General features: G+C 73.1%; 23 protein-coding genes. 7 read left to right on the top strand and 16 right to left on the bottom strand.

Annotated features, from left to right (window positions below; translation table 11 throughout):
* Nucleotides 1-40 precede the first annotated feature (40 nt).
* Nucleotides 41-544, top strand: coding sequence for a nucleoside deaminase (locus tag Sspor_RS05370; protein ID WP_202198014.1), 504 nt, complete (start codon nucleotides 41-43; stop codon nucleotides 542-544).
* Between the two features lie 151 nt (nucleotides 545-695).
* Entirely contained in the window at nucleotides 696-1442 is a 747-nt protein-coding gene (locus tag Sspor_RS05365) for a CPBP family intramembrane glutamic endopeptidase (RefSeq protein WP_202198013.1), read from the top strand.
* Between the two features lie 17 nt (nucleotides 1443-1459).
* Here Sspor_RS05365 and Sspor_RS05360 read toward each other — a convergent pair whose 3' ends face one another.
* From Sspor_RS05360 to Sspor_RS05335, 6 genes are all read right to left on the bottom strand, one after another.
* Nucleotides 1460-3157, bottom strand: coding sequence for an alpha/beta hydrolase (locus Sspor_RS05360; protein WP_202198012.1), 1698 nt, complete (start codon nucleotides 3155-3157; stop codon nucleotides 1460-1462).
* A 43-nt stretch (nucleotides 3158-3200) separates the two neighbouring features.
* Nucleotides 3201-4961: a SulP family inorganic anion transporter gene (locus Sspor_RS05355; RefSeq protein WP_202198011.1), complete on the bottom strand. Its 1761-nt coding sequence runs from the start codon at nucleotides 4959-4961 to the stop codon at nucleotides 3201-3203.
* Nucleotides 4962-4974: 13 nt separating this feature from the next.
* Entirely contained in the window at nucleotides 4975-7695 is a 2721-nt protein-coding gene (locus tag Sspor_RS05350; protein WP_202198010.1) for a cation-translocating P-type ATPase, read from the bottom strand.
* Between the two features lie 42 nt (nucleotides 7696-7737).
* Nucleotides 7738-8718 carry a polyphosphate kinase 2 family protein gene (locus Sspor_RS05345; RefSeq protein WP_202198009.1) on the bottom strand — a complete coding sequence of 327 codons (981 nt, stop codon included), beginning with the start codon at nucleotides 8716-8718 and terminating at the stop codon, nucleotides 7738-7740.
* Between the two features lie 31 nt (nucleotides 8719-8749).
* Complete coding sequence (locus Sspor_RS05340) at nucleotides 8750-9085, bottom strand: three-helix bundle dimerization domain-containing protein (RefSeq protein ID WP_202198008.1); 336 nt, start codon at nucleotides 9083-9085, stop codon at nucleotides 8750-8752.
* A gap of 133 nt (nucleotides 9086-9218) precedes the next feature.
* Complete coding sequence (locus Sspor_RS05335; protein WP_202198007.1) at nucleotides 9219-9758, bottom strand: MarR family winged helix-turn-helix transcriptional regulator; 540 nt, start codon at nucleotides 9756-9758, stop codon at nucleotides 9219-9221.
* Nucleotides 9759-9909: 151 nt separating this feature from the next.
* Between Sspor_RS05335 and Sspor_RS05330 the strand changes: the two genes are divergently transcribed.
* Together Sspor_RS05330 and Sspor_RS05325 are read left to right on the top strand one after the other, a co-directional pair.
* Nucleotides 9910-10974 carry an alkene reductase gene (locus Sspor_RS05330; RefSeq protein WP_202198006.1) on the top strand — a complete coding sequence of 355 codons (1065 nt, stop codon included), beginning with the start codon at nucleotides 9910-9912 and terminating at the stop codon, nucleotides 10972-10974.
* Nucleotides 10975-11029: 55 nt separating this feature from the next.
* Nucleotides 11030-11506 (top strand): ribosomal maturation YjgA family protein, encoded by a 477-nt coding sequence (locus tag Sspor_RS05325; protein WP_372499506.1) that lies wholly within the window; start codon nucleotides 11030-11032, stop codon nucleotides 11504-11506.
* A gap of 13 nt (nucleotides 11507-11519) precedes the next feature.
* Here Sspor_RS05325 and Sspor_RS05320 read toward each other — a convergent pair whose 3' ends face one another.
* Nucleotides 11520-12668 (bottom strand): RNA polymerase sigma factor, encoded by a 1149-nt coding sequence (locus Sspor_RS05320; protein WP_202203490.1) that lies wholly within the window; start codon nucleotides 12666-12668, stop codon nucleotides 11520-11522.
* A gap of 8 nt (nucleotides 12669-12676) precedes the next feature.
* The gene (locus tag Sspor_RS05315) at nucleotides 12677-13084 is read right to left on the bottom strand and encodes a YciI family protein (RefSeq protein ID WP_202198005.1); all 408 of its coding nucleotides are present in this window, start codon (nucleotides 13082-13084) and stop codon (nucleotides 12677-12679) included.
* A gap of 353 nt (nucleotides 13085-13437) precedes the next feature.
* Between Sspor_RS05315 and Sspor_RS05310 the strand changes: the two genes are divergently transcribed.
* A complete protein-coding gene (locus Sspor_RS05310; protein ID WP_202198004.1) occupies nucleotides 13438-14049 on the top strand; it encodes a response regulator transcription factor in 612 nt (203 codons plus the stop codon).
* A 31-nt stretch (nucleotides 14050-14080) separates the two neighbouring features.
* Here Sspor_RS05310 and Sspor_RS05305 read toward each other — a convergent pair whose 3' ends face one another.
* From Sspor_RS05305 to Sspor_RS05285, 5 genes are all read right to left on the bottom strand, one after another.
* Nucleotides 14081-15838, bottom strand: a complete 1758-nt coding sequence (locus Sspor_RS05305) for an ATP-binding cassette domain-containing protein (RefSeq protein WP_202198003.1) — start codon at nucleotides 15836-15838, stop codon at nucleotides 14081-14083.
* The gene (locus Sspor_RS05300; RefSeq protein WP_202198002.1) at nucleotides 15835-17610 is read right to left on the bottom strand and encodes an ATP-binding cassette domain-containing protein; all 1776 of its coding nucleotides are present in this window, start codon (nucleotides 17608-17610) and stop codon (nucleotides 15835-15837) included. Before Sspor_RS05300 ends, Sspor_RS05305 begins: the two co-directional genes overlap by 4 nt.
* Nucleotides 17611-17682: 72 nt before the next feature.
* The gene (locus Sspor_RS05295) at nucleotides 17683-17814 is read right to left on the bottom strand and encodes a SapB/AmfS family lanthipeptide (RefSeq protein WP_202198001.1); all 132 of its coding nucleotides are present in this window, start codon (nucleotides 17812-17814) and stop codon (nucleotides 17683-17685) included.
* Nucleotides 17811-20492 (bottom strand): class III lanthionine synthetase LanKC, encoded by a 2682-nt coding sequence (gene lanKC / locus Sspor_RS05290; protein WP_202198000.1) that lies wholly within the window; start codon nucleotides 20490-20492, stop codon nucleotides 17811-17813. The genes Sspor_RS05295 and lanKC overlap by 4 nt, the downstream gene beginning before the upstream one ends.
* A 126-nt stretch (nucleotides 20493-20618) precedes the next feature.
* Nucleotides 20619-21863, bottom strand: coding sequence for a TerD family protein (locus Sspor_RS05285; protein WP_202197999.1), 1245 nt, complete (start codon nucleotides 21861-21863; stop codon nucleotides 20619-20621).
* A 139-nt stretch (nucleotides 21864-22002) separates the two neighbouring features.
* Between Sspor_RS05285 and Sspor_RS05280 the strand changes: the two genes are divergently transcribed.
* Nucleotides 22003-22347 (top strand): NIPSNAP family protein, encoded by a 345-nt coding sequence (locus tag Sspor_RS05280; RefSeq protein ID WP_202197998.1) that lies wholly within the window; start codon nucleotides 22003-22005, stop codon nucleotides 22345-22347.
* Between the two features lie 68 nt (nucleotides 22348-22415).
* On the opposite strand, the gene Sspor_RS05275 is transcribed toward Sspor_RS05280, so the two are convergent.
* From Sspor_RS05275 to Sspor_RS05265, 3 genes are all read right to left on the bottom strand, one after another.
* On the bottom strand, nucleotides 22416-22628 hold the full coding sequence (locus Sspor_RS05275) for a hypothetical protein (RefSeq protein ID WP_202197997.1): 213 nt from the start codon (nucleotides 22626-22628) through the stop codon (nucleotides 22416-22418).
* A 309-nt stretch (nucleotides 22629-22937) separates the two neighbouring features.
* Nucleotides 22938-24143 carry a beta-ketoacyl-[acyl-carrier-protein] synthase family protein gene (locus Sspor_RS05270; RefSeq protein ID WP_202197996.1) on the bottom strand — a complete coding sequence of 402 codons (1206 nt, stop codon included), beginning with the start codon at nucleotides 24141-24143 and terminating at the stop codon, nucleotides 22938-22940.
* A complete protein-coding gene (locus Sspor_RS05265; RefSeq protein ID WP_202197995.1) occupies nucleotides 24140-24391 on the bottom strand; it encodes an acyl carrier protein in 252 nt (83 codons plus the stop codon). Before Sspor_RS05265 ends, Sspor_RS05270 begins: the two co-directional genes overlap by 4 nt.
* A 215-nt stretch (nucleotides 24392-24606) precedes the next feature.
* Here Sspor_RS05265 and Sspor_RS05260 point away from each other — a divergent pair, with 215 nt between their 5' ends.
* The gene (locus Sspor_RS05260) at nucleotides 24607-25377 is read left to right on the top strand and encodes a lysophospholipid acyltransferase family protein (RefSeq protein ID WP_237404260.1); all 771 of its coding nucleotides are present in this window, start codon (nucleotides 24607-24609) and stop codon (nucleotides 25375-25377) included.
* The last annotated feature ends 8 nt before the right edge of the window (nucleotides 25378-25385 follow it).

Raw genomic sequence — 25385 nt, 5'->3', positions numbered from 1 at the left:
TGCACCAGGGAACACCCCCACCGTCTCCTAAGGAGTGACCATGACCGCGCACACCCAAGAAGCCGACATCCAGGACCTCGAGCGCACCTGGCTGGACGAGGCGATCACACTGGCCACGAACAGCGTCGCGAACGGCGGTGGTCCGTTCGGCGCCCTCGTCGCCAAGGGCGGCGAGATCGTGGCGATCGGGAACAACCGGGTGACCTCCACCCTCGACCCGACGGCCCACGCCGAGGTGAGCGCGATGCGTGCCGCCTGCAAGGAGCTGGGCACCTTCTCGCTCGAAGGCTGTGTCCTGGTGACCTCGTGCGAACCGTGTCCGATGTGTCTCTCCTCGGCCCTCTGGGCGCGCGTCGACCGGATCGTCTTCGCCGCCGACCGGCACGACGCCGCGGTGGCCGGATTCGACGACCGCAAGTTCTACGACCTGTTCGAGAAGCAGCCCGCGTCCAAGTGGCCGCTGGCGGTCGAGCACCTGGACCTGCCCAACCGTACGGCGCCGTTCGACGCATGGGTGGCCAAGGCCGACCGCATCGACTACTGAGACCCGTGCGGACGCCACGACGTGCCGGCGGCGCACACACGAAGTGAACGTCCAGGAACAGCCCGGTCGGCGGCGCCACTGCCCCGTCGCCGACCGCCGAGGGTGCAAGATGATGCGGACCGACCAGTCGTCCTGACCGAGGTGCGTCCGCATGCCCCGCAGCACCGACGATGAGGCCGGGCGGCGGCACCCCCGCCTCCCGCGACGCATCGGTACCTGGCCCGCCGTCGGACTCGCGGTGACCGTGCTCGCCGCCGCCAATCAGGCCCTGCACCGCTGGACGGGCCCGTGGAGCCTGGTGACGGCCGTCCTGGTCAGCGGTCTGCTGCTCGGTGTCCTGCGCTGGGCCGGCGGTACCCTCGCCGACGCGGGCCTGGCCCGGGACACGTGGGCCCGCGGTGCCCGCTGGGCGCTGGCCCTGACCGGCCTGGTCGCCGTCGTCTACCTGGCCGGGGCCCTGCTGCCCGCGACCAGGGGGCTGTTCGAGGACCGGCGGTACGAGGCGATGGACGGCGGCGAGGTACTGCTGCGGGCCTTCGTGCTGGTCCCCGTCGGCACGGTCCTGGTGGAGGAGATCGCCTTCCGGGGTGTGCTCTACGGCCTCGTGCTCCGGGTGCGGGGGGTCGTAGGGGCGACCGCCGTGTCGAGCGGGCTGTTCGGGCTGTGGCACGTGCTGCCGTCGCTGCACCTGGCGACCGCGAAACCGGCCGTGAACTCGGTCGTCGGCGACTCCGGGCTCGGGGTGGTGCTGGCGGTGCTGGGGGCCGTACTGTTCACGGCTGCGGCGGGCGTCCTGTTCTGCGAGCTGCGCCGCCGCAGCGGCAGCCTGCTCGCTCCCATGGGCCTGCACTGGGCGGTCAACGCGCTGGGCTACCTCGTCGGGTACCTGCTGCGCTGACCGGCGGCGGGACGGACTCAGCTCGGCGGCGAGACGATGCCCTTCAGCTCGTTCAGGTCCTGCGCGGTGAATCCTTCGGGCCGCATGATGTCCTTCCAGGCGTCGACGTACGCGGCCTTGTACGTGTGGCCGTGGCCGTCCGGAACACCGGTCGAGAACGGCAGGTCGGCGGTGACCTGCCAGAAGGTCACGAACGGAATCCAGACCATGGCTTCGAGCACGTCCGAGCCGGGCCGTTCCCCGATCCAGTCGGGCTCGGTGAAGGCCAGGTTCGGGCTCCACCAGACGATCGGGTCGGACGGGTGCATCAGGTAGAGCACCCGCGGGCCGTCCCACGGCCGGTCGGCCGGAGGCGTCCCGGTGGCCGGGTCGTCAGTGAAGCGGACCGTCCGCCCCTCCCGGTAGACGGGCCCGATCTCGGGGCTGCCGGCGTCGCGGTGGTCGCTGAACTCGCGGAACAGCGTGTTGAAGTTGGGCGGGCCGGCGAACACGGTGCCGGCGGTGCGGTTGCGCAGGTCGGCCTCCCCGCTGAAGGCCGTCTCACCGCCGAACGACCCCAGGCTCTCACCGGCCACGAACAGGCGCGGGCGCCGGTCCTGGGGCAGCTTGGACCACTTGTCGTAGACCGCGTCGAAGAGATCGCGGCCGGCCGCGCGCGCCTTGGACTGGTCCACCAGGTACGACATCCACGACGGCAGGTAGGAGTACTGGATCGCCACGGTGGCCGCGTCGCCGTTGCCCAGGTACTCGAACGAGTCCACAGCCGCGGGATCCACCCAGCCGCTGCCCGTGGTGGTCATCACGAGCAGGTTCTCGCGTGCGAAGCCGCCCGCCCGTTCGAGGTCCGCGACCGCCCGGGCCGCCCGGGTCTCCGTGTCGTCGGAGGTCTCCAGCCCGGCGTAGGCGCGGATGGGCTCCTGCGCCGTACGGTGCGTGAACGCGCCGATCTCCTGGGCCGACGGTCCTCCGTCGGCGAACGCCCGGCCCTCCCTGCCCAGCGAGTCCCACGGCACCAGCGAGCCGGGCCCGCCCGAACGCAGCGCCGAGGTGGGCTGGTGCACGCCTTCCGGGGTCTCCGTGTCGCGCAGCGAGAAGGCCTCGTTGGACGCGTTCACGAAGCCGTTCAGCAGCAGCCCGGAGAACGCGGCCCAGGCCAGGCCCGCCACCAGGATCCAGCCGACCACCCGCGCGGCGCGCCTGCCGATCCAGCGCCCGAGCAGGTCGGCGGCCCGGTGGTACAGGGCCCGGAGCCCCCGCCCGGCCAGGAGCAGGAGCAGGAAGACGAGCACCGCGACGAACGGGCAGGCGACGGTGAAGAGGACGTTGTAGTCGGTGACCCCCATGAGCAGCCGGATCTGGTGCTGCCAGTACTGGCCGAGCCCGAACGAGACGCCGAAGAGCACGACCGCGCCGACGATCAGGACGAGCCACGACCGGCGGGAGGCGCTGCGTGCGTCCCGGTCGGCGAAGGCGCGCCACACGTACGCCGCGACCACGCCCAGCCCGTAGCCGATGGCCGCGCTGATACCGCAGATCAGGCCCTGGAGTACGCCGCCGCGGGGGAGCAGTGACGGAGTGAAGGACAGACAGGCCAGGAGGAGCGCGCCCCAGCAGCCGGGCAGCGTCAGGCGGGGCAGCAGACGGTGTTCGCGTACCGGTTCGTCCTGCGCGGGAGGTACCTGCGGGTCCTGGTTCATGGCGTCCTCCACGGCCATGGTGCCCCGGCTCCGCCGGTCCTGCCATCCAGGGCCCGGGCCGTCATTCCGGGCCGGTGGGCGTGTCGGGGCCCGGCGCCGTCCACTGTGCTCCGGTGCCCCGGCGGAAGGCGGCGACCGCGGCCTCCACGGTGGGGAAGAAGTGCCGGGGGTCGATGGTCCGGGTGAGTTCGTACCGCTCGATCTTCCGCCGCACCGGGTCCTTGAGCTCGGCGAACACGAGGTGCACGCCGTCCGCGTTGAGCGCCTCGTCGAGCTCCTCCAGTACGTCGGCGGCCGTGGTGTCCACATCGGTCATCGGCTCCGCCGCGACCACGATCCAGCCCGGCCGCGGATCCGCGGCGGCCAGCCGCCTGACCTCGTCCCGGAAGGTCTTGGCGTTGGCGAAGAACAGCGGGGCGTCGAACCGGTAGATCACCAGGCCCGGCAGTTGCTCGGCCTCGGGGTAGGAACGGATGTCGTGGTAGCCCTCCAGGCCCCGCACCCGCCCCAGCACCGTGTCGTACGGCCACCAGGCCCGCCGGAAGACGTTCAGTACGGACAGGCCCACGGCGATGGCGATCCCGGGCAGCACACCGAGCAGGGCCACGCCGGCGAAGGCCGCGAAGCAGAGCAGGAATTCCGCCCGCCGCTGCCGCCACAGCCGTACGGCTCCCGGTACGTCGGCCAGGGACAGCGACGCGGTGATGACCACGGCCGCGAGGGCCGGCTGGGGGAGGTTGCGGAACAGCCCCGGAGCCAGCACGAGCATGAGGACGATGAGCGCCGCCCCGACGACCCCGGTGAGCTGGGTCCGGGCCCCCGCCCGCTCCGCCACCGCCGTCCGGGAACCGCTGGTGCTGACGGGGAAGCCCTGGAAGAGGGCGGCCGCCAGGTTGGCCGCACCGACGCCGGCCATCTCCTGGTTGCCGCGGACCTCCTGGCCGGTGCGGGCCGCGAAGGCGGACGCGTTGGAGATCGTGTCGGCGAGCGACACCAGCGCGATGCCCAGCGCACCGCCCAGCAGCGGTGCGAGGTCGGCCGCCCGTATGTCGGGGATCGTGAAGGGCGGGAACCCCTCGGGCAGTACGCCGACCAGGCCGACGCCGTGCTCGTCCAGGTCGAAGACGGTGGCGGCGGCGATCGCCAGGACCACCATCACGAGTACCGCGGGAACCTTCGGCAGGAAGCGCTGCAGGATCAGGATCAGCACGATTCCGCCGATGCCCACGGCCGCGGCGGCCGGGACGGTCGCCCCGTCGGCGATCATCCGCACGAGGCCGGCACACTCGCCGATCAGGTTGTCCGCCTCGACCTTGAACCCGAGCAGCTTGGGCAGCTGGCCGATGAGAATGGTCAGGGCCAGGCCGTTCATGTAGCCGATCATCGTCGGTTTGGAGATCAGGTCGGCGATGAAGCCGAGCTTCGCCACCGAGGCCAGGATCATGATGGCCGCCACCATGAGCGCGAGCATCGACGCCAGCGCGACGGCCCGGCCGGGATCCCCGCCGGCCGCCACGAGCGGCAGCACGGTGGCGGCGATCATCGGCCCGAGCGAGGAGTCCGGACCCAGCACCAGGATCCGGGACGGCCCGAAGACCGCGTAGCCGAGCAGGCAGAGGATCGTCGTGTACAGGCCGGTGATCGCCGGCAGACCCGCCAGCTCCGCGTACGCCATGCCCTGCGGCACCAGCAGCGTGGTCAGGACTACTCCCGCGACCAGGTCCTTGGACAGCCACTCGCGCCGGTAGGACGTCGCCGCGCGGATTCCGGGAACCGCCCGGACGCGGGAGAGGATCCCGTGGCCGTCGTGCCGGGTGGTCACGGACCGGCCTTCCTCAGGCTGCCTTCGACCTGCGGGCCACGAGTTTGCCCAATTCCCATACGAGCAGCAGCGCGAGGGCGGCCAGCAGCGCCCAGCCGAACTGCCGCGCGTCGATCTCGGTCGTCCCGAGGATGCGCTGGAAGCCGTCCAGCTGCGTCACCAGCACGGCGAGCACGAACTGGGCCAGGGCCACCCAGTTCATCTGCTTGCTGTCGAAGGTCGACGGCGTCAGCACGGTGTCCGTCTCGCTGCGGCATTCGAACGCCGCCACGATCAGGCAGAGGGAGAAGGCCGTGAACGCGATCGACCGGCCGATCTCGATGTCGTCGAAGTGCCTCTCGCCGAGGGTGATCAGGCCGAGCAGGAGGATGGTGACCGCCAGCCCGCCCAGCCCGACCGTGACCAGCACGGACCGCGTGAGCACCGATTCCCCGCGCGGACGCGGACGGCGCCGCATGAGTCCGGCGCTCTCCCGGTCGAAGCCGAGGGCGAAGCCGAACGAGGCGTTGACGACGAAGTGGATCCACAGGACCTGCGGCGGGGTGAACGGTTCACCGGCGGCGATGTTGAAGACGGTGGCCCCGAGGAACGTCAGCACGAAGGTGACCAGCAGGAGCAGCACGAACCGGATGTACTTGGTGAGGTTGTCGTAGATCGTCCGGCCCTGCTCGACGGCGTAGACGATGGTGGCGAAGTTGTCGTCGGAGAGGATCATGCGCCCGGCGTTCTTCGCCACGTCCGTGCCGCTGCCCATGGCGATCCCGATGTCGGCGGCCTTGATGGCGGGCGCGTCGTTGACGCCGTCCCCGGTCATCGCCACGACCTCGCCCTTCTTCTTCAGCGTGTTCGCGAGCAGCACCTTGTGCTCCGGGGCGACCCGCCCCACCACACCGATCGCCTCGATGCGGGCGAGCTGCTCCTCCTCGCTCATGGCGGCGAATTCGGAGCCGAGCACCGCCTCGCCGGGGATCCCGATCTGCCGGGCGATCGCCGCCCCGGTGGTGACGTCGTCCCCCGTCACCAGGCGGACCCTGATGTGCGCGGACTGTGCGTCGGCCACCGCGGCCCTGGCCTCCTCGCGGGGCGGATCGACCATGCCGACGAGACTGGTCATCCGCAGCTCGGTGACGTACGCGAGCAGGTCGCCGTCCGGATCGAAGCCGTCCGGGTCCAGGTCACGCATGGCCGCCGCCATCACCCGGCGCCCCTCGCCGCCCATCCGCTCGCTCTCCTCCTCGGCCCGGCGGAGCAGACCGGCGTCCCACGGGACGGTCTCGCCCGCCGCGAGCGCGGTGGCGGCCCGGGCCATCACCGCGGGGGCCGCTCCCTTGACGAAGCAGCGCACGACCTGCCGCCCGGAGGCGTCGACCGCCGAGTGGAAGGTGGCCATCAGCTTGTACTCGGGGTCGAACGGCAGGGTGGCGAGCCGGGGGAGGGCGTCGCGGGTGGCGTCGGTGTCCAGGCCGGCCTTGTGCGCGAGGACCAGGAGCGCGCCCTCGGTCGGATCGCCCACCACCGCGCCGCCCACCAGCTTGGCGTCGCTGGCCACCACGTACGGCAGGATCGCGTCCTCGATCCCCGCGGTGGACCCGGCGGCGTGGTGGACCTTCCCTTCGAGGCCGTAGCCCGTGCCCGACACGGTGTACCGGTCGGTGGGGCTCAGGACCTCGACGGCGGTCATCTGGTTCATCGTCAGGGTGCCGGTCTTGTCCGAGTTGATCGCGGACGTGAACGCCAGCGTCTCCACCGACGGCAGCTCCTTGACGATGGCGTTCCGCTTCGCCAGGTTCAGGCTCCCCACGGACAGGATCGCCTGGGTCACCGTCGGCAGGGCCTCGGGGATGGCGGCGATGGCCAGCGAGACCGCGCTGACGAACAGGACGTCCCAGGCCTGGTCCCGCTGGCGCCCCAGCGCGAACATCACGATCATGGTGAGGCCCGCCGCCGCCGTGATCCACAGGGTCAGCCGGTCGAGTTCCCTGGTGAGCGGCGGCACCTCCTTCTCGGTGGCCGACAGCATTCCGGAGATCTTGCCGAGCTCGGTGGCCGCGCCGGTCGCGGTGACGACCATGACGCCGCTGCCGTGGGTGACCGGCGTGTTCATGAACGCCGTGTTGGTCTGGTCGCCCGGCGACAGCCGGCTGCCCGCCAGTGGGCCGGTCTCCTTCGCCGCGGGAACGCTCTCACCGGTCAGCGCCGACTCGTCGATCTGCAGGGCGCTGGCCTCGATGAGACGTCCGTCCGCCGGCACCTGGTCCCCCGCGGAGATGAGCACGACATCTCCGCCGACGAGCTGTTCGGCGGGGACCTCGGCCTCCCTGCCGTCCCTGCGCACCCGCGCCGTCGCCTTCATCATCGACTTCAGCGCGTTCATGGCGCTCTCGGCCTTGCCCTCCTGGCGCAGGCCCACGACCGCGTTCAGCAGGGTCAGCACGATCAGCAGGATCGCGGTGGTCCACTCCTGGATGACCAGCGAGACGATCGCCGCCGCCACCAGGACGATCTGCATGTAACTGCGGTACTGGGCGAGGAACCGGCGCCAGGCCGGGGTCGGCCGCTCCTCGGGCAGCGCGTTGGGACCGTTCGCCGCCAGGAGTTCCGCGGCGCGCGCCGCGGACAGCCCGGCCGCGGGATCGACACCGAACGCCGCCACGACCTCCGCGGGAGAGCGCGCGTACCAGCCGTCACCGGCAGCCCGGGGCTGTTCGGCCAGGGAATCCGACCGCACCGTCATGGTTGTGCCTCCGATCCGGGGCCGCGGACGCGTCCGCGCCGGTCACGCGCCGTCCGAGGACCGCCGGCCGCGCTTCTTGCCAGGCTTGCCGCCCCGGGCGGTGTACGGATCGGCCGCGGCGCCGGCCGGGGCCTCCCGCTCCAGGCCCCGTTTCGTGACGAGGAGATCCTTGCGGGCCTCCTCCCCGACGTCGGGGTACTGCGGATCGATGTCCATCAGGGTGTGGGCGAGGACCGCCGCCGCGCAGATCCGGGCGAACCACTTCCGGTCCGCCGGCACGACGTACCACGGCGCCCACTTGGTGCTGGTGGCCGACAGCATCTCGGAGAACGCGTGCTGGTACTCGTCCCACCGGCGCCGCTCCCGGACGTCGGCGGCGGAGAACTTCCAGTTCTTCTCCGGCAGGTCGATCCGCTTCAGGAAGCGCGTGCGCTGCTCCTCCTTGGACAGGTTCAGGAAGATCTTCACCATCTTGAACCCGTTGTCCGTGAGGTAGCGCTCCCAGCGGTTGATCTCCCGGTAGCGCCGGTCCCAGATGTCCGGCCCGAGCACGTGCTCCGGCAGCTTCTGCCGGAGCAGGACCTCGGGGTGCACCCGTACGACGAGGACCTCCTCGTAGTGCGAGCGGTTGAAGATGGCGATCTCGCCGCGCTGGGGCAGCCGCCGGGCGTAGCGCCACAGGTAGTCGTGGTCGAGTTCCTCGGAGGAGGGCACCTTGAAGCTGCTGACCCGTACGCCCTGGGGATTGACGCCGCTCATCACGTGGCGGATCGTGCCGTCCTTGCCTCCGGCGTCGAGCGCCTGGAGGGCGAGCACCACGCCGTACGTGTTCTGGGCGGCCAGTCGTTCCTGGTACTCGGCGAGCAGCGACACCCCGGTCCGCAGGAGCTCGGCGCCGTCCCGCTTCTTCATTCCGCCCTTGTAGCGGGGGTCGAAGTCCCGTTCCAGGCGCACCTTCGAGCCCGGTGGCACCCGTAGCGGCTCGATGAAATCCGCGATGCGTTCGGCTCTCTTGTCGGACATCAGGGCGCGCCCCTTTCCCGGCCCGCGGAGGTCACGGCCCTTTCCCCGCCACGTCCTGGGTGCTCCCCGTCGGGAGCCCTGCGTGACCGGCGGCGGCGAGCGCTCTCCGGGACCGGCGCTCGGCCAGGATCGGGACGTAGACCCTGACCTTGGCCTGCCGGAACGAGTCGTAGGCGGCCCTGACGGTCGCTTCGACGGTGTCCGCGTCGACCGAGGGGTAGGCCGCCTTCAGCCGCGCCACGGTGGTCCGGACGGAGGCGAGTTCCTCCGAGGCGGGTGAGCGTTCGTCCGATGTCCGTGCCCCGGGATCTTCGAGGGCGGGGACGGTCCCGGTCCGTTCCGCGCCCTGGAGTGTTGCAGGTGCCATGTCCCACGACCTTCGGACCGCCGATGCGAGCATGCCGACATCGGGTGAGGGTGCCCCTCATGGCGATTCTCTGCCAAACCGGACAAGATCGCTCACTGTGGGGCGGGAGCGGGCGAGATCCGAAAGAGACGGCCTAACAGCCGCCCGGGCCCTTGGAGGCGGTGCCGCATTCGCCGCCGCCGCGGGCGACCTCCGTGCAGAGGGTGGCTTCGACCTTGCCCAGGAGGCGGGCCAGTTCGGCGCGTTCGGTGGCGTCGAGGCCGTCCAGCGTCTGGCGTTCCAGCTCGCCCCATGCCCTGCGGACCTCGACCAGGAGTCCATGACTGGCGTCCGTCGCCTCGACCAGGGAGGCCCGTCGGTCCGCGGGGTCCGGACGGCGCCGCACGTGGCCGGAGTGCTCCAGGCGCTGGAGCATCTTGGTCACCGTCGAGGGGTCGAGGCCGACCGCTCTGATCAGCTCGGACTGGCGCACGGCCCCGTTGTCCCAGAGGTGCATCATCAGGAACTCCTGCCCCGGGTGCAGTCCCAGGTCCCGCAGGACCCGGCCCGCCGCGATCCGGTGGAGCCGGGAGACCCGGCTGATCGCATGACTCACCGGCCCGTCCAGCACCGCGCTCGGCGCCGCCGTGCACTGCACGGCGGAGCGCGGCTCCTGTACGGATTCCGCGGTCATGGAAGTGCTCCTCCTGGGTCGGTCCGATGGATCTCCGGGGTTCCGAGTGGATTCTACCTTCCGCCCCCATTTTCTCTTGGTCGGCCAAGCAATGGGGTACGCTGCATCTCGCAGCAATCATTGGCCGACCAATTGTTTTTGTGGGGTAGACATGACCAGCGCCTTCGAACCGGTCCACGTGGCCGGCGCGACCCTCTCCAACCGGATCGCCCTCGCCCCGATGACCCGCAGCCGCGCAGGTCAGGGCGGCATCGCGACCAGCCTCGTCGCCGAGTACTACACCCAGCGCGCGTCCGCCGGTCTGATCATCACCGAAGGGATCCAGCCCTCCGTCGTCGGACAGGGCTACCCCTTCACCCCCGGCCTGCACACCGCCGAGCAGGTCGCGGCCTGGCGTGAGGTCACCGACTCCGTGCACGCGGCAGGCGGCCGGATCTTCGCCCAGCTGATGCACTCCGGGCGCATCGGCCACCCGTCGCTGCTGCCCGACGGACTCGTCCCCGTGGCCCCGTCGGCGGTGGCCGCCCAGGGCCAGCTCTTCACCGGCGACGGCATGAAGGACTACGTCACCCCGCACGAGCTGACCGCGGCCGAGGTGCGGCAGACCGTCGCCGACTACGCGCAGGCCGCGCGCAACGCGGTCGAGGCCGGCTTCGACGGCGTGGAACTGCACGGGGCCAACGGATACCTGATCCATCAGTTCCTGGCCCCCGGCTCGAACCTGCGGACCGACGAGTGGGGTGGCCCCGCCGAGAACCGGATCCGCTTCGCGGTGGAGGTGGTCAAGGCGGTGGCCGCCGCGATCGGCGCCGAGCGCACGGCGCTGCGCGTCTCGCCCGGCAACCAGTACAACGACATTTCCGAGCCCGACCCGCAGCCCGTCTACGAGGCCCTGGTCAAGGAGATCGACGGACTCGGCCTGGCCTACCTCCACGTCATGGAGCACGGCCCCGCGGCACGGGAGGCCACGCTCGCCCTGCGCAAGCAGTTCTCCGGACCGTTCGTGCTGAATCCGGCGACGGAGGGCCCCACCGACCACCGTGCCCTCTCGCTGATCGAGGACGGCGTCGCGGACCTCCTCGCCTTCGGAGCGCTCTTCCTGGCCAACCCGGACCTGCCGGAGCGCCTGCGCACCGAAGGCCCGTACAACACCCCCGACCCCGCCACCTTCTTCGGAGGCGACGCCCGCGGCTACACGGACTATCCGACCCGCTAGGGGGTGTCTTGCCCCCTGTCACCGCGGGGCCGGACGGCTCCGGCAGTATGGCCCGGTGAACCCCGCGAACCCCGTACCCCGGTGCCGTGACAGCGCGGCCTCCGCCTGCCGCCGACGGACCCGGCTGCTGGCGGCCGGGGCCGCGGTGGTGACCGTGGGCGCGGGGCTGGAACTGCGGGCCGTCGCGACGGGGAGCACGGCCAAGTACGGCGGAGACGCCCTGTACACCGTCCTGCTGCTGACCCTCGTCGTGCTGGTCGCGCCCCGGCTCACGCCGCTGCGGGCGGCCGTGACCGCGCTGGCCGCCAGCTGGGCCGTCGAGTTCCTCCAACTGACCGCCGTACCCGCGGAGCTCTCGCGGCACAGCACCGTGGCCCGCCTCGTCCTCGGTTCCACCTTCAACGCACCCGACCTGCTCTGGTACGTGGTCGGCGCGGCGGCGGGCCTGCTCCTCCACACCGCGCTCAGACCGTCCGCACCGGCCGCGGACACGTACCCGACACGGCCGCGGCCCGAGAGGACGGGCGGGTGAGCGGGGCGGCCCGTCAGCGGGGCCGGCGGGCGCTGTTCAGGCGGGCTGCCTGGCGCGTCAGATGATCGCGCTCGGCGAGGTTGGGCGCCTTCCGGGCCGCCTCGGCGTACAGCCGGGCCGCCGTCACCACGTCGCCGTCGCGCTCGTGGAGGTACGCCGCCACCGCGGCGTGGCGGGGCAGCGCGGAGTCCAGCGCCGCGAGCGCCGCCAGCCCGGCGCGCGGCCCGTCGGCCTCGCCGACGGCCACCGCGCGGTTGAGCCGCACGACCGGGCTGTCGGTCAGGAGCGCGAGCTCGTCGTACCACTCGACGATCTGCACCCAGTCGGTCTCCTCGGCGGTGGGCGCGTCGGCGTGGAGCGCCGCGATGGCGGCCTGCGCCTGGAACTCGCCCAGCCGGTCGCGGCCGAGGGCCGCCTGCAGGATCCGCACACCCTCGGCGATCGACCCCGTGTCCCACCGGCCGCGGTCCTGCTCGGCGAGCGGCACCAGACTGCCGTCGGGCGCCGTCCGGGTGGCACGCCGGGCGTGGTGGATCAGCATGAGGGCGAGCAGCCCGGAGACCTCGGGATGGTCGACCCGGGCGGCGAGCTGCCGGGTGAGGCGGATGGACTCGGCCGCGAGGTCCACATCGCCGGAGTAGCCCTCGTTGAAGACCAGGTAGAGGACGCGCAGCACGGTGGCGACATCGCCGGGGCGGTCGAACCGTACTCCGGAGACGGTGCGCTTGGCCCGGCTGATGCGCTGCGCCATGGTCGCCTCGGGCACCAGGTAGGCCTGGGCGATCTGGCGGGTGGTGAGCCCGCCGACGGCGCGCAGCGTCAGCGCCACCGCCGACGACGGCGTCAGCGACGGGTGCGCGCACAGGAAGTACAGCTGGAGGGTGTCGTCCACCGCGGCAGCCGGCCCCGGCGCCGGCTCCTCGTCCACGAGGTCCTCGCGCCGGCGCCGGGCGGTGTCCGCCCGGGCCGCATCGAGGAACCGCCGCCAGGCCACCGTGACCAGCCAGCCCTTCGGGTCCCGCGGGGGATCGGCGGGCCAGGTGCGGACCGCCTCGATCAGCGCTTCCTGCACGGCGTCCTCGGCCGCCGCGAAGTCGGCTCCGCGGCGGACGAGGATGCCGAGCACGCCCGGCGTCAGGCTCCTGAGCAGGGACTCGTCCATCGGTGAGGTCACTCGGTGATGGTGGGCGGCGCGCTCAGGAACGGACGGAGTTCGAGCCATTCGTGGATCGGCTTCCCCCCCGCCCCGGGGGCGGCCGACAGTTCTCCGGCCAGTTCGACGGCGCGCTCGTAGCTGTCGACGTCGATCACCATCCAGCCGGCGATCAGGTCCTTGGTCTCGGCGAACGGGCCGTCGGTGACCGGCGGGCGCCCCTCGCCGTCGTACCGCACGAAAGTCCCCTCGGGGGCGAGCGCCTGGCCGTCGACGAACTCGCCGGTTCCTTCGAGCCGGGCCGCGAAGTCGTGCATGTACTGGACGTGCGCCGAGATCTCCTCGGGCGTCCACCGGTCCATGGGCACGTCGTTGACCGCTGCCGGGGCGCCGCGGTAGTGCTTGAGCAGCAAGTACTTGGCCATGGTGCTTCTCCTCGGTGCTGGTGCGACCCATTGTGGCCGCCTTCACCCCTGGGACGGAGCCGGCCACGGGTTCTCGACATCCCCGTCCGAGGTTTTTTCGGCGTCGGGATGCGCGCGTGGTCCGCCGAATGCGCGCGGAATCAGCCCATCCGGTTATCTGGGTCCCGAGGGGTTCCGCGGCGCATTCCGCAGGCCCGCCGAGGTCGGAGGGCCACCGGCCGCGCGGGGGTGGAACGGGTGGAGCGCCAGGCTCAGGCCACGCGCCCCCGCACGCCTCCCGCCGTGACGTTCCCTCACAGCGGTAGGTGGGCAGCCGCTTGATGCTGATCGATCGTCTCGTGAGGGGAAGCCCGATGACCAAGGTCCTGGTGCTGCACAGCGTGTGCCTCGTGAGGTCGGCCCTGGCCGCGCTCCTCAGATCCGAAGGCGACTTCGAGGTCACCTCCGCCGGCTGGCGGGCCGCCGCGCGGCAGGCCGAATTCTTACGACCCGACGTGGTCGTCGTCGACCTCGACTGTCCGGGGGTCTCGGCCGCCCTCGCGGACGCGGGCGCCGACCGCCTGCTGCCCGAGGCACCCGACTCCTCGCCCCTGCTGGTGCTCGCCCGGGCCGACCTCCCCGGCTCGCTGCGGCGTGCCTTCCGGACCCAGGCGCTCGGCTACGTGGACAAGGACGGCTCGCCCGCCCGGCTGGTCCGGGCCATCGGCAAGGTCGCGGGGGGAGAACGCTTCATCGACGCCACGCTCGCCTCGGCCTTCATGGAGGCCGACCCCGTGCCGCTCAGCCCGCGCGAGCTGAGCGTGCTGGCCCGGGTCGCCGAAGGCGACTCGATCGCGGAGATCGCCCGCGCCCTGCACCTCGCCAGCGGGACCGTACGCAACTACATGGCCGCCGTGACCCGGAAGACCGGCGCCCGCAACCTGATCGACGCCATACGGATATCCCGGCGGGCCGGCTGGGTCTGAGCCGCCGGCCCGAGCACCCCCGGATCCTCCCTCACCCTTGCGCGTTCCACAGGCCCACCAGATCCCGGTACAGGGGCGACCTGGCCGGGAGCTCGGCATGCGTGCCGCACACCGCCCGGGTCCCGTCGAGAACGAGGACCCGGTCGGCCCTGACGGCGGAGGAGATGCGGTGGGCGACCACCACCAGCGTGCCGGGGCGCTCCGCGAGCGCCCGCTCGGCGCGTTCCTCGGTCCGCGGGTCCAGGTGGCAGGTGGCCTCGTCCAGCAACAGCAGCGGGGCGGGGGAGAGATAGGCGGCGGTGAGGGCGAGGTGCTGCCGCTCGCCCGGGGTGAGCCGACCCGGGTCGAGGGCCGCCTCCAGGCCGCCGAGCCGGGCCACGAGCGCGTCCGCGCCGAGGACGGCCGCGGCCCGCTCCACCTCGTCCCGGGGCACCGGACCGGGGCACAGGTGGCTCAGGTTCTCGCGGACCGAGCCCGTGAAGACGTACGCCTGCTGGGGCAGCAGTGTCCGGCGGACGTCGGGGGCGTGGCCGGGGGCGCCGCGTGCGGGGGCGCCCGCGACCCGTACGGTTCCCCGGCCGGGCGGCAGCAGACCGGCGATCAAGGCGGTGAGGGTGGACTTGCCGATACCGCTCGGCCCGACGACGGCCAGGTGTTCGCCCGGCCCGACCACCAGGTCGAGGCCGTCGATCACCGGGTGTGCCCGGGGACCGTAGGCGAAGCGGACCCGGCGGAGTTCGACGGCGGGTACGGGCCGTGCGGGGGGCGCGGGTACCGGCCCCGGGTCCGCCGCCGGGGGCACGGAGTCCGGCCGCGGGGCCGGTCGTTCCGGTTCGCAGAACCGGTCGAGCACCACCAGCAGCCGGGTGCCCGCCGCTCCCACCGCCGTCATCAGCGCGTCCAGGGCGGGCAGCAGCGACTGCACGAGATAGGTCAGGGCCCCGGCCACGGCCCCCGCGCTCACCCCGCGCCCGAGCAGCCAGGGCGTGCCGGCCAGCAGCGCGACGACCGGCAGTCGGCCCGCGACGCCCAGGGCCACCGTCCGCAGGGCGGTCCAGCGCGCGAGGCGCCCGCCGAGCCGCTCCTGCTCGGCGATCAGCCGCTCCACCCCGGCCCCGGCACTCGCCCCGCCCCCGCAGGCGACGACGTCGCGCAGCCCCGCCGCCAGTTCGCCCGCGCGCGCGGACAGCGCCTCGTCGGTGTCGAGCGCCGCGCGCTGCACGCGGGTCATCGGGCGCAGCGTGGCGAGGAAGGCGCCCGTACCCAGGAGCAGTGCGGGCAGGACCAGGACCAGCAGGACGGGGGCCAGCGCGGCCAGCCCGAGCAGCGCGCCCAGGGCGGTGAAGACGAACGACCGGGCGACCAGCACCAGCCCGGCGAAGGAGTCCCGGGCCATCTCGGTCTGCTGCGTGAGCCGGGAGACCGCACCCGAGCCGGGGTCCCGCCCGGGAGCGGCGACGGCCCGCCCGATCGCCTGCCGTACGGAGCGCCGCACCAGGCCGTCGCGCAGGGGTTCGACCAGGTCCGCGAGCCCGCCGAACACCCCGCGCAGGGCGAGGGCGCCGAGCAGGGCGCCCGCACCGGCCACGGCCAGCCAGCCGAGGCCGGTACCGGTACGGCCGGCGAGGAAGCCGTCGTCGAGGGCGCGGGCCACCGCGTAACCGCCGAGGAAGGTGTGTGCGGACTCCAGCAGGGACCAGAGCGCGAGCCGGCGCAGCGTCCGGGTCCGGCCGCGCAGGAAGCGGCGGCCCTCGCGGGACACCCGGCGCCAGGTGCCGTACTCGCTCATCGGACCGCCTCCCGGCCGGGCGGTTCCGCGGCCGCTACCGGGCCCGGCTCGGACCCCTCGCCGAACACCGCCCGGTAGTCGGGGTCCCGCCACAGCTCGGTGTGCGCCCCGGTCGCCCGCACCCGTCCCGCGTCGAGCCATACGACGAGGTCGGCGCCGGCGGCCGAGGAGACGCGGTGGGCGACGACGAGACGGGTCCCCGGCCGGACGTCGAGAGCCAGCGCACGCTCCACCTCGCGGGCGGTGCGGGTGTCCAGGCTCGATGTCGCGTCGTCCAGGACGAGCAGCCGCCCGGCACGGCAGAACGCCCGTGCCAGGCCCAGGCGTTGAAGCTCCCCGCCGGACAGCGGCGCGTCCGTGAGCGCCGTGTCGTACCCCTCGGGCAGGCGGCGGACGAAGGCGTCGGCCCCGGCCGCCCGCGCGGCGGCGCGCACGGCCTCCGGATCCGGATCCGGCCCGCCGAAGGCGATGGCGGCGGCGACGCTCTCCCCGAAGAGGGCCGGCCGTTCGAAGGCGTGGCCGATCTCGCGGCGCAACTCCTCCGCGGACAGCTCGTCGAGGGGCACGCCGTCGAGCAGGACCCGGCCCTCGTCGCACGCCGTGAGCCGTCCCGCCACCGCGGCCAGCGTCGTCTTGCCGGAGCCCGAGCGGCCGACGACGGCGGCCGTCGCCCCGCCGGGGATCCGCAGGTCGACGTCGTGCAGCAGCACGGTGCCGGCGCGGACGACCCGTACCCCGCGCAGCTCCAGCGTGCCCGGCCCCCGCTCGGGCAACCTGCGTACGCCCTGGGGGAGTTCGGGCAGTTCGAAGAGGTCCGCGGTGCGGCGGGCGGCGGCCCGGCCGCGCACCACGGCCGCCAGCCGCCCCGTCACCGCGCCGACCCCGGCGGCGAGGCCCGCGTAGCGTACGGCGGCGAGGAGCCCGCCGACGCCGAGCGCCCCCTCGGCGAGGCGGACCCCGCCCACGCCGAGGACCACGTAGAGCAGCAAGGGCATGAGGGCGCCGGTACGCGCCACCGTCGCGCCGTAGATCCGCCACGTACGCCGCCCCTCGGCACCGAGCTCCGGCAACCGGGCCAGTACGCGCGCCTGTTCGCGCTCGGCCGTGCCGGCGGCGGCGATGGTGCGGGCGCCCCCGAGCGCCTCCACGAGGCGCCCGGCCAGGGCGAGCTGCACCTCCTGGTAGCGGCTGACACTGGCGCCCGAGTCGCGGGCGAACGCCCTCAGCAGCAGGGCGAGCAGCGGGAGTCCTGCGAGGAAGGCCAGGGCGGTCCACACGTCGACCAGCATCAGCGCCACCAGTCCGCCGAGCGGGGGGAGCAGGGCCACGGACGCGGTGACGACGGCCGCCGGTACGGCACCCGCGGTGGTGGCCTGCGCGGTCAGCCGGGCGGAGAGCTCACCGGGGGAGTGGCGGGCCGCGTGGTGCGGCGCGGTGCGCAGCAGCCGGCCGAGCCCGAGCCGCCGCAGCCAGGCGGTGGAGCGGGCGTCGACACCGCCGGTGAGCCGGGCCGTCGCCGCGTCGAACAGGACCTCGGCGGCGATCACCACCGCGCACCACGCGGTCCACCGGGCGCCGCCGGGGTCCTGCCGCAGCAACAGGTCGAGGGTGTGGCCGAGGACCGCCGGCTCGGCCAGGGCCGCGCCCGCGGCGGCCACCGAGCAGGCGGACGCGGCGGCGAGCCGGCCGGCGCTGTGCCGGGCGGCCGTCCGCAGCGCCCGGTCGGCCGCGCGGGCGGCCGTCGCCTCGCCGGGGGGATCGGGCGCGGTCATGGGCGCGGGCTCCAAGGGTGTGTTGCGGGCCCGGGCGGCGAACCGCCCGGGCCCTGAGGACCTGATCCCCGATCAGTTACAGGTCGTGATGCTCAGGCTGCTGTCGCCGCAGAGGAGCAGGCTGGCGCGGCTTCCGCCACCATGCGCCGCCTCGGTGGTCTCTTCCTTGGGGGTCTCCATCGACTGCAGGTCGAGAAGCGTCATGTCCGTATCCTCTTCACTGTGGTGTTCCGATGGGTCACGGCCCCCGTGACGGGGACCGGCTCTGGGGCCGCCGCGGCCGACCGCGGCGGCGGGAGGAACGGCAGGTGCGCGCGCCCGTCGGGCGCCGTGCTGCCGAGGGCGAGGAGCGCGCCGGCCGTGCCCGTGGACAGGTCCATGGACAGGCGCATCATCTGCTCGCCGGGGAAGGCCAGGAAGCCGCGGTAGGGGAGCGCGTGCCGGGCCAGGGCCTCCACCTGCCGGGCGATGTCCGCGGGGGCGGAGCCCGGGCCGGGCGTCGTGGTCCGCGCCAGGTGGAGGATCATGCCGGCCGCGCCGCGGAACAGGCCGGGCTGGGCGTAGAAGGTCGCCTGCGCGGCACGGACGATCTCCGGCCGGGCACGTTCGAAGCGGTCGTCCCGCGCGTGCTCCAGCCAGTCGTCCAGCACCGCGCCGATCCCTACGCTGCCGCCCCCGAGGTAGGGCATCGTGCGCCAGCCCTCGTCGACCTGAAGGGTGCCGAACGCGCTGGTCACGCAGTGGTCGAGATCGCGGTGCAGGGCCCGGCCGGCCCGGATCAGGAACTCCTGGTCGCGGGTGCGTTCGTAGAGCCGCAGATGGAGCAGCGCGGGGCCGCTGTGACCGTGGAGCAGACCGGCCCGCTTCGGGCCGGACGTGGTCGCCGTCCCGGCGAGGAGGTCGGCGCAGCGCAGGGCGGCGGTGCGCAGTTCGCCCTCGCCGGTGGCCGAGCCCAGGGAGTCCAGGGCCAGGCCGATGCCGGCGAGACCGCTGTGCAGATCAGGTCCGGCCGACTGCCAGGGCTGGTCCAGCAGTCGTTCGGCGAGGGCGAGCGCGCGGTCGCGGTGGCCGAGCCGTTCCAGGGTCCAGGCCAGACCGGCGAGGCCGTCGTAGAAGCCCAGCGGCATGCCGGAGGCCGGTTCCTTCGTCCGGTCCAGCAGCCATTCCTCGGCCTCGGGCCAGGGGGCGGCGCCGGTCTCGGCGAGCGCGTACAGCACACCGGCCGCTCCGTGGCCGAACGCGGTTCCGCCGCCGGCGGTCGCGAACTGGGCCGGGTCCCCGGGGAAGAGGCGGTCCTCGCGGTCGAAGGTGGCGCTCGCCCGGATCGCCGCCGTCATCGAGGCACAGGCGGCCTCCCGGTCGCCGGGCTCGACCGGCAGGTAGGGGCGGGTGCGGGGGACGACCGCGCGAGCGCCGGTACGCGGGCCCGGACCGGGCCCCGGATCAGGGCCGGGACCGGGACCGGACGCCGCGAGGATCTCGCGTACGGCCTCGTCGAGGAACTCGCGGGGCACGGGGAACTGCTCGGCGGCGATGTCGGCCAGGTGCGCCGCCTTGGCCCGGTCCAGCACCAGCAGGCTGGTCAGCGGCAGGAACAGGGCCAGTCGCAGGCAGGCCAGGGCGTACCGGTCGACGGCGAAACCGCGCAGACCGGCCGGGGCGACGAACGCCGGGTTCGCGACGGTCTGGCGGAGCCCCTCGTCCACGTGGGCGGCGGCCTCGAAGTCGAGCAGCGCGACCGACGCCCCACCGGTCCGCTCGTCCTCCGCGACCATGATGTTGAACAGGTGCAGGTCGTTGAAGACGATGCCACGGGCGTGCACCGCCTCCACGGCCTGCGTCACCCCCCGGTGGACCTCCAGCGCCCACCGGGTGTACTCGGCGAGCTCCGCGGGATCGGGGTCCGCCTCGATCAGCGGGTGCCGGCGGGCGAAGTAGGTGTTGAGGGGCTTGCCCTCCAAGTACTGCATCACCAGGAAGTGGTGGTCCCCGACCGTGAAGGTGCCGTGGACCGCGGGTACGCAGTCCAGCCCGGCCAACCGCTCCAGGGCCCTGCGTTCGCGGTGCAGCCGGGTCACGGCGTCCGCGCCGTCGGCCGCGAGCCCCGCGAAGGGGCGGGCTTCCTTGAGGACGACCGGCTCGCCGGTGCGCACGTCGCGGCCGGCGTAGACACCGCCGCCGTTGGAGAAGTGCAGCGCCCGTTCGACCGTGTACGGAAGGCCTTCCAGCGTGACGGCGGCCCGCCGGGCCAGATGGGGCGCGAGGAACGCGGGCAACCCGACCCACTCGGGCGGCTGGAACACCGGACCTCGCGGGTCCGGCACGAGCCGGCCGTCCGGGTTCTCGATCGCCGGGACGAGCTCGCCGCGGTCGTCGTAGCAGTGCCGCAGCGTGAAACTGCCGTAACGCAGGTGCACGGGCCCGTCGTTCCAGCGCAGGTCGCTCAGGATGTACGGACCGGGCTCCCCGGCCAGCAGCACGTCGAGCTCCTCGGCGATCCGCCGGCACTGCGCCTCGTCCGCCGGGTACACGGTGAGGAACTTGCCGCTCGCCGCGCGGTCGGTGTACTTCGCGTTGCGCAGGTGCAGCAGATACCGGCTCGGCACGAACTTGAACGCGATCCGGCGCTCCAGGCAGTACGCGCGGACCCGTTCGAGGACGGACTCGGCGTTGTCCAGGCACGCCGAGACGTGGATCTTCCAGCCCTGGGAGGGAAGCCGGGCGTCGACGGGCCTCAGCGCCAGCCAGTCCCCGCTGCGGTGTGTCCGCCACCCCGCCGGTACGGGGGCGAGCGCGGCCGGGTAGTTCTCCTCGGTCCGCCGGTACGGCGCGTCGTAGAACCAGCGGTCGGCGTCGCAGAAGGCGGCGTACCCCTTGTTCACTCCTGCTCCCTCGGTCGGTGACGTGTCCACGCTGTCACGCGGCCCGGGAGCCGCGACAGTCGCGGCTGTCACCGACGGGGTGTGCAGTACGCACGAGTCACAAAGCGGCGGAAGGGGGTCGGTGGGTCAGTCCTTGCTCGCCGACTGCCAGCTCATGCCCCAGCCGTACTCGATGTCCGCCGCCTGCTGCTTGAAGACGCCGGGCGCCGGCAGGAGGTACTTCGCCTCCCGCCGGACGATCAGCTCGCCGCCCACGTTCTCGATCAGCGCGATCGCCGCCACCGGCGACGGGACGGTGCACTCGTCCAGGCGCACCTCGATCGGCGGACCGGCGGGCGGATGGAGGGTGGCGACCCCTTGGAGCCCGGCGAAGCTGGTGGCCCCGGCGTAGATGACCACGAAGACCAGCAGGCGCTCGATCTCGGCCGCGTGATCAAGGTTGATCATGAGATTCTCGCCGGCCTCGCTGGCACCGGTCCGGTCGTCGTGGTCCAGCTGGACGTAGGGCGGCTGGTGGAACGAGCCGAACTGGTTGTCGATGGGGTGGACGATCCCCCGCGTGCCGTTCCGCAGCTCCCACAGGCAGGACAGGTCGAGGTCGATGTCCTCCAGTCGGACGGCGCCCTCGCCCTTGCGCATCCAGCCGCGCGGCGGCGCGGCGGCGCTCCACGTCAGATTGACCCGCATGCCCCCCGAGGTGGCCCCCTGCTTGGTCAGCGACACCGCGGGGGCGGCCTTCGTCAAGGTGATCTTCGACAGCCGCACCGGCGGGGTGGGAGCGGGCACGGGAGCGGGTGCGGGCACGGGAGCGGCCGCCGGCCGGGCCGGGGCGGCCGGGGCCGGGGCCGGATCGTCGACCGTGATCCCGAAGTCGGTGGCGAGCCCGGCCAGCCCGGAGGCGTATCCCTGGCCCACGGCCCGGAACTTCCACGCGCCGGCCCGCCGGTACAGCTCCCCGAGCACGAACGCGGTCTCCGACGTCGCGTCCGTCGCCTCGAACCGCGCCGTCTCGGCGCCGCTCCGCGCGTCCAGCACCCGTATGAAGAGGCCGGACACCTGACCGAACGTGCCGTCCGTGGAAGCCGCGAGCACCACGGTCCCGATCTCCTCCTCCACCCCGGACAGCGTCACCCCGATCGTTTCGAGCACCTCCGTGCCGTCCTCGCGCCGGCCCTCGTGGCGCACGGCGCCACTGGGGTGCACGGGCTGGTTGTAGAACACGAAGTCGTCGTCCGACCGCACCTTGCCGCCGGCCGTCAGCAGCAGGGCCGACACGTCCACGTCCGGTGCTCCGGGACCTCCTCGCCAGCCCAGCTCCACCCGGACCGTGGCACTCGGCACCGGTACGTTGGCGCCCTTGCGCATGGACATGCGAATCCCCCCTGCCGCTGCTTCAGTCCCAGTTCCCGCAGCGTACGAGGATTCGGCCCGCTCCCCTCCCCGAAGGCGTCGATTGCCTCGGGCCCGGGGGGAAAGCCGTGGGGCCGTGGGGGCCCGGCATGATGGGGAGGTGATCACCATTCATCTGAAGTACGAGATCGACGTCGACAAGCTGGCGGACTTCGAGGAGTACGGCCGCCGTTGGGTCCGGCTGGTCAACCGGTTCGGAGGCACGCACCACGGCTACTTCCTGCCGAGCGAGGGCGACAGCGACATCGCCTACGCCCTCTTCTCCTTCCCCGGATTCGCCGCGTACGAGCGGTACCGCACGGACAGCCAGACCGACCCGGAGTGCCAGGCCGCCTTCGACCTGGCCCGCGAGACCCGCTGCATCAAGCGGTACGAGCGCCGCTTCCTGCGGCCGCTCGACACTCCGGGTTCGGATACGTCCGGCTCCGGCACCCCCGGCCTCTGACACGTCCGGACCGGCGCCCGGGTACGGCGGCCGGTGGCCGCCGGTCCGGACCGCCCCGCGAGGTCATCTCACGCGTCGCGCTCCAGGACGCGACGGGCCGCCTCCGCCTCGGCCGCGGGTGGTGACAGTTCGTCGAGCGTGTCGAGCTCGTCGTCCGAGGCCAGCTCCTGCTCCCAGGCGGCCGCGAGCCGCTCCTGCTCCTCCTGCGGTCTGCCGGTGACGGCCTCCCGTCGCTCCGGTCCCAGAGCCGCGAGGAAACGCCCGACCGCGTCCGTCGGCATGCCGTACTCCTTGTCGCCGGTGGGGAGGGCGGCGGCGATCGCGCTGCCGCGCCCGGCCCAGGATGGCGAACCGCGCCGGAGCGGGCGGCCCGACACGGCGGGCCGCCACCCGAATGCCCGCGAACGCGGCGGCGCGGAGGCCGCCGCGGAGGCCGCCGCGGACGCCACGGGCGGCCTGCAGGATGGGCCCCGCGGCGAGGCCGACGCCGGGGAAGGACGACAGGGTGCCGAAGGGTGCCGACCGCTGAGCGTGCTCGAACGCCCGGCTGACCACCGCCATGGCCGCCGGGACCAGGAGCGCGGCTCCGGTCAGGCGCGGGCGAGGACCGCCACGGCGTTGTGACCGCCGAACCCGAAGGAGTTGCTGATGGCGACCGACGACGGGTGGTTCCTGGCCGTCCCGCCGACGACGTCGATGTCCATGCCGGTTCCGGTCGCGCGCAGCCCCGCGGTCGGCGGCACGGTGCCCTCGGCCAGGGCAAGGACGGTCAGGGCCGCCTCGATGACGCCCGCCGCCCCGAGCGTGTGCCCGAGGGTGCCCTTCGCCGAGGTGACGGGCGGCCGGTGCGGCAGGACCCGCCGTAGGACGGCGGCCTCGATGTCGTCGTTCTGCCGGGTCGACGTGCCGTGCGCGTTGACGTGGCCGACGTCCCCGGGGCCCAGATCCGCGTCCACGAGGGCGGCGCGGACGGCCTGTTCGGCGCCGCGCCCCTCCGGATGCGGGGCCACCAGGTGATGGGCGTCGGTGGTGGCCGCGTAGCCGATGAGGCGGGCGAGGGGGCGGGCCGCCCGGGCCGCGGCGTGGCCGGGGCGTTCCAGGACCAGCGCGCCGGCGCCCTCGGCGATGACGAAACCGTCCCGGGTACCGTCGAAGGGCCGTGACCCCGTATCGGACAGGGCGCCCAACTGGGCGAATCCGGTCACGTTCAGCCGGGTCACGCCCGCCTCCGAGCCGCAGACGATCGCGATGTCGCACTGTCCGGTCGCGAGGAGGTCCCGGGCGAGGCCGAGGGCCGTGGTGCCCGAGGCGCAGGCGGTGGAGGTGAACAGGGCCGGACCGGTCACCCCGAAGTGCAGGGCGATGTTGGCGCACATCATGTTGGTCAGATAGCCGGTGAGGAAGTACGGCGAGACGAACTCCGGTCCGTGCTCTGCCAGTCGGGCCTGCGCGGTCTCCTGCGTACGCGCCCCGCCGAAGCCGCCGCCGGTCACGACGGCCACCCGGCTGCCGTCCCAGTCCCGCGGATCGAGCCCGGCCTGGTCGAGGGCCTGCGCCACGGCGGCCAGGCCGAAGCGGGCGACCGGATCCAGCCGGGCCCCGCCGCGCCGGCGCAGCACCGGGTGGTCGAGCTCCGGGACGCGGCAGCTGAGGGTGACGGGCAGACCCTCCAGGGCGGGGTCGGGCGACGCGGTGGAGCGGCCCGCGCGGACGGCCGACCAGGTGCCGTCCCGGTCGCAGCCGGCCGCCGTGACCAGGCCGAGCCCGGTCACGACGGCCTCGCGGCGACGGCTCAACGGTCCGTCCGCCGCGCCTCGACGGACGCGGCGAACCCGGCGAGGGTCGCGTCGCGCAGCTCGTCCTCGCCGACCTTGACGCCCAGCACCTCGTGCACGGTGATGGCCATCTCGACGACCATGAGCGAGTCGGTCAGCAGGTCGCGCATGAGCGCGTCCGGCCGTACCTCGTCGGAGGGGACTTCGAACCTCTCGACGAGCAGTTCACTGATCACGTCGAGGACGGATTCCGGCGCGGAAGTGGTCACAAGGGGCTCTCATTTGCGGTATCGAGGCCATTGCAGCATGGTGGCGCAAAAGCCGGGGATGGAGTGGGGCGAAGAAGTGATGCCCCGATGTGGGGCGTTCTCGCGCTCAAATACCTATCACGACAGGGTATTTACGCAAAACCAGTTCCACATCGGCTTCCTGATGATTCGAAAGATGAGAGTGGGGATCATTTGTGTCGGAAAGTTTGACTGATGTGATCGAGGTGCTCGGGGCGGCCGGCGCCGAACTCAGGAACGTGAAGCGGCTGCTCGGGGATGCCGGGGAGAACGCCTGGGACCAGCTCCTCGACTGGCTGGTCGACGACTGGTTCCGGCTGGACGTGCTGGGGCTGGAGAACATTCCGGCGGACGGGCCCGCGGTGGTCGTAGCGAATCACTCGGGCGCCTGGGGCCTCGACGCCTTCGTCCTCCAGAAGGTCTTCGCGCGCAGCCTCCGGCGTCCCTTGCACATCCCCGCCGCCCCGCTGGTATTCCGTTTCCCGGTGATCGGCTCGTACGCGCGCAAAAACGGCGCGATTCCGCTCGATCCGCTGCTGGGACTGGAACACCTGAACGCCGGTGAACTCGTCGGAGTGTTCCCGGAAGGAATCTCCGGGCTGGAGAAGCCCTTTCGCAAGCGCTACCGGCTCCGCCCCTTCAGTCCCGGATTCGCGGTCACCGCGGTCCGGGCCGGAGCCCCGGTCGTACCGGTGTCCGTCATCGGAGCCGAGGAGGCCTGTCCCCGGATGGGGGAGATCCCGGCCCTGGCGCGTTTCCTCGGCCTCCCCTGCTTCCCGGTCACCACGGTCTTCCCGCTGCCCTCGAAATGGCTCGTCACCATCGGCGAGCCGATCCCCGCACCGCCCCGGCCCGAGTCCTTCGCCGGCCGCTCCGCCGCGGCCCGGCGGCTGTGCGCCGAGTCGCAGACAGCGGTGCAGACCCTGGTGGACCGGGAACGGCGCAAGCGGGACACCCCCTTCTGGTAGCGCCGCCG

The organism is Streptomyces spororaveus, from assembly GCF_016755875.1.
Lineage (GTDB): Bacteria > Actinomycetota > Actinomycetes > Streptomycetales > Streptomycetaceae > Streptomyces > Streptomyces spororaveus.
Note: the sequence above shows the minus strand (reverse complement) of the source record. Positions and strands in the feature narration are given on the sequence as shown.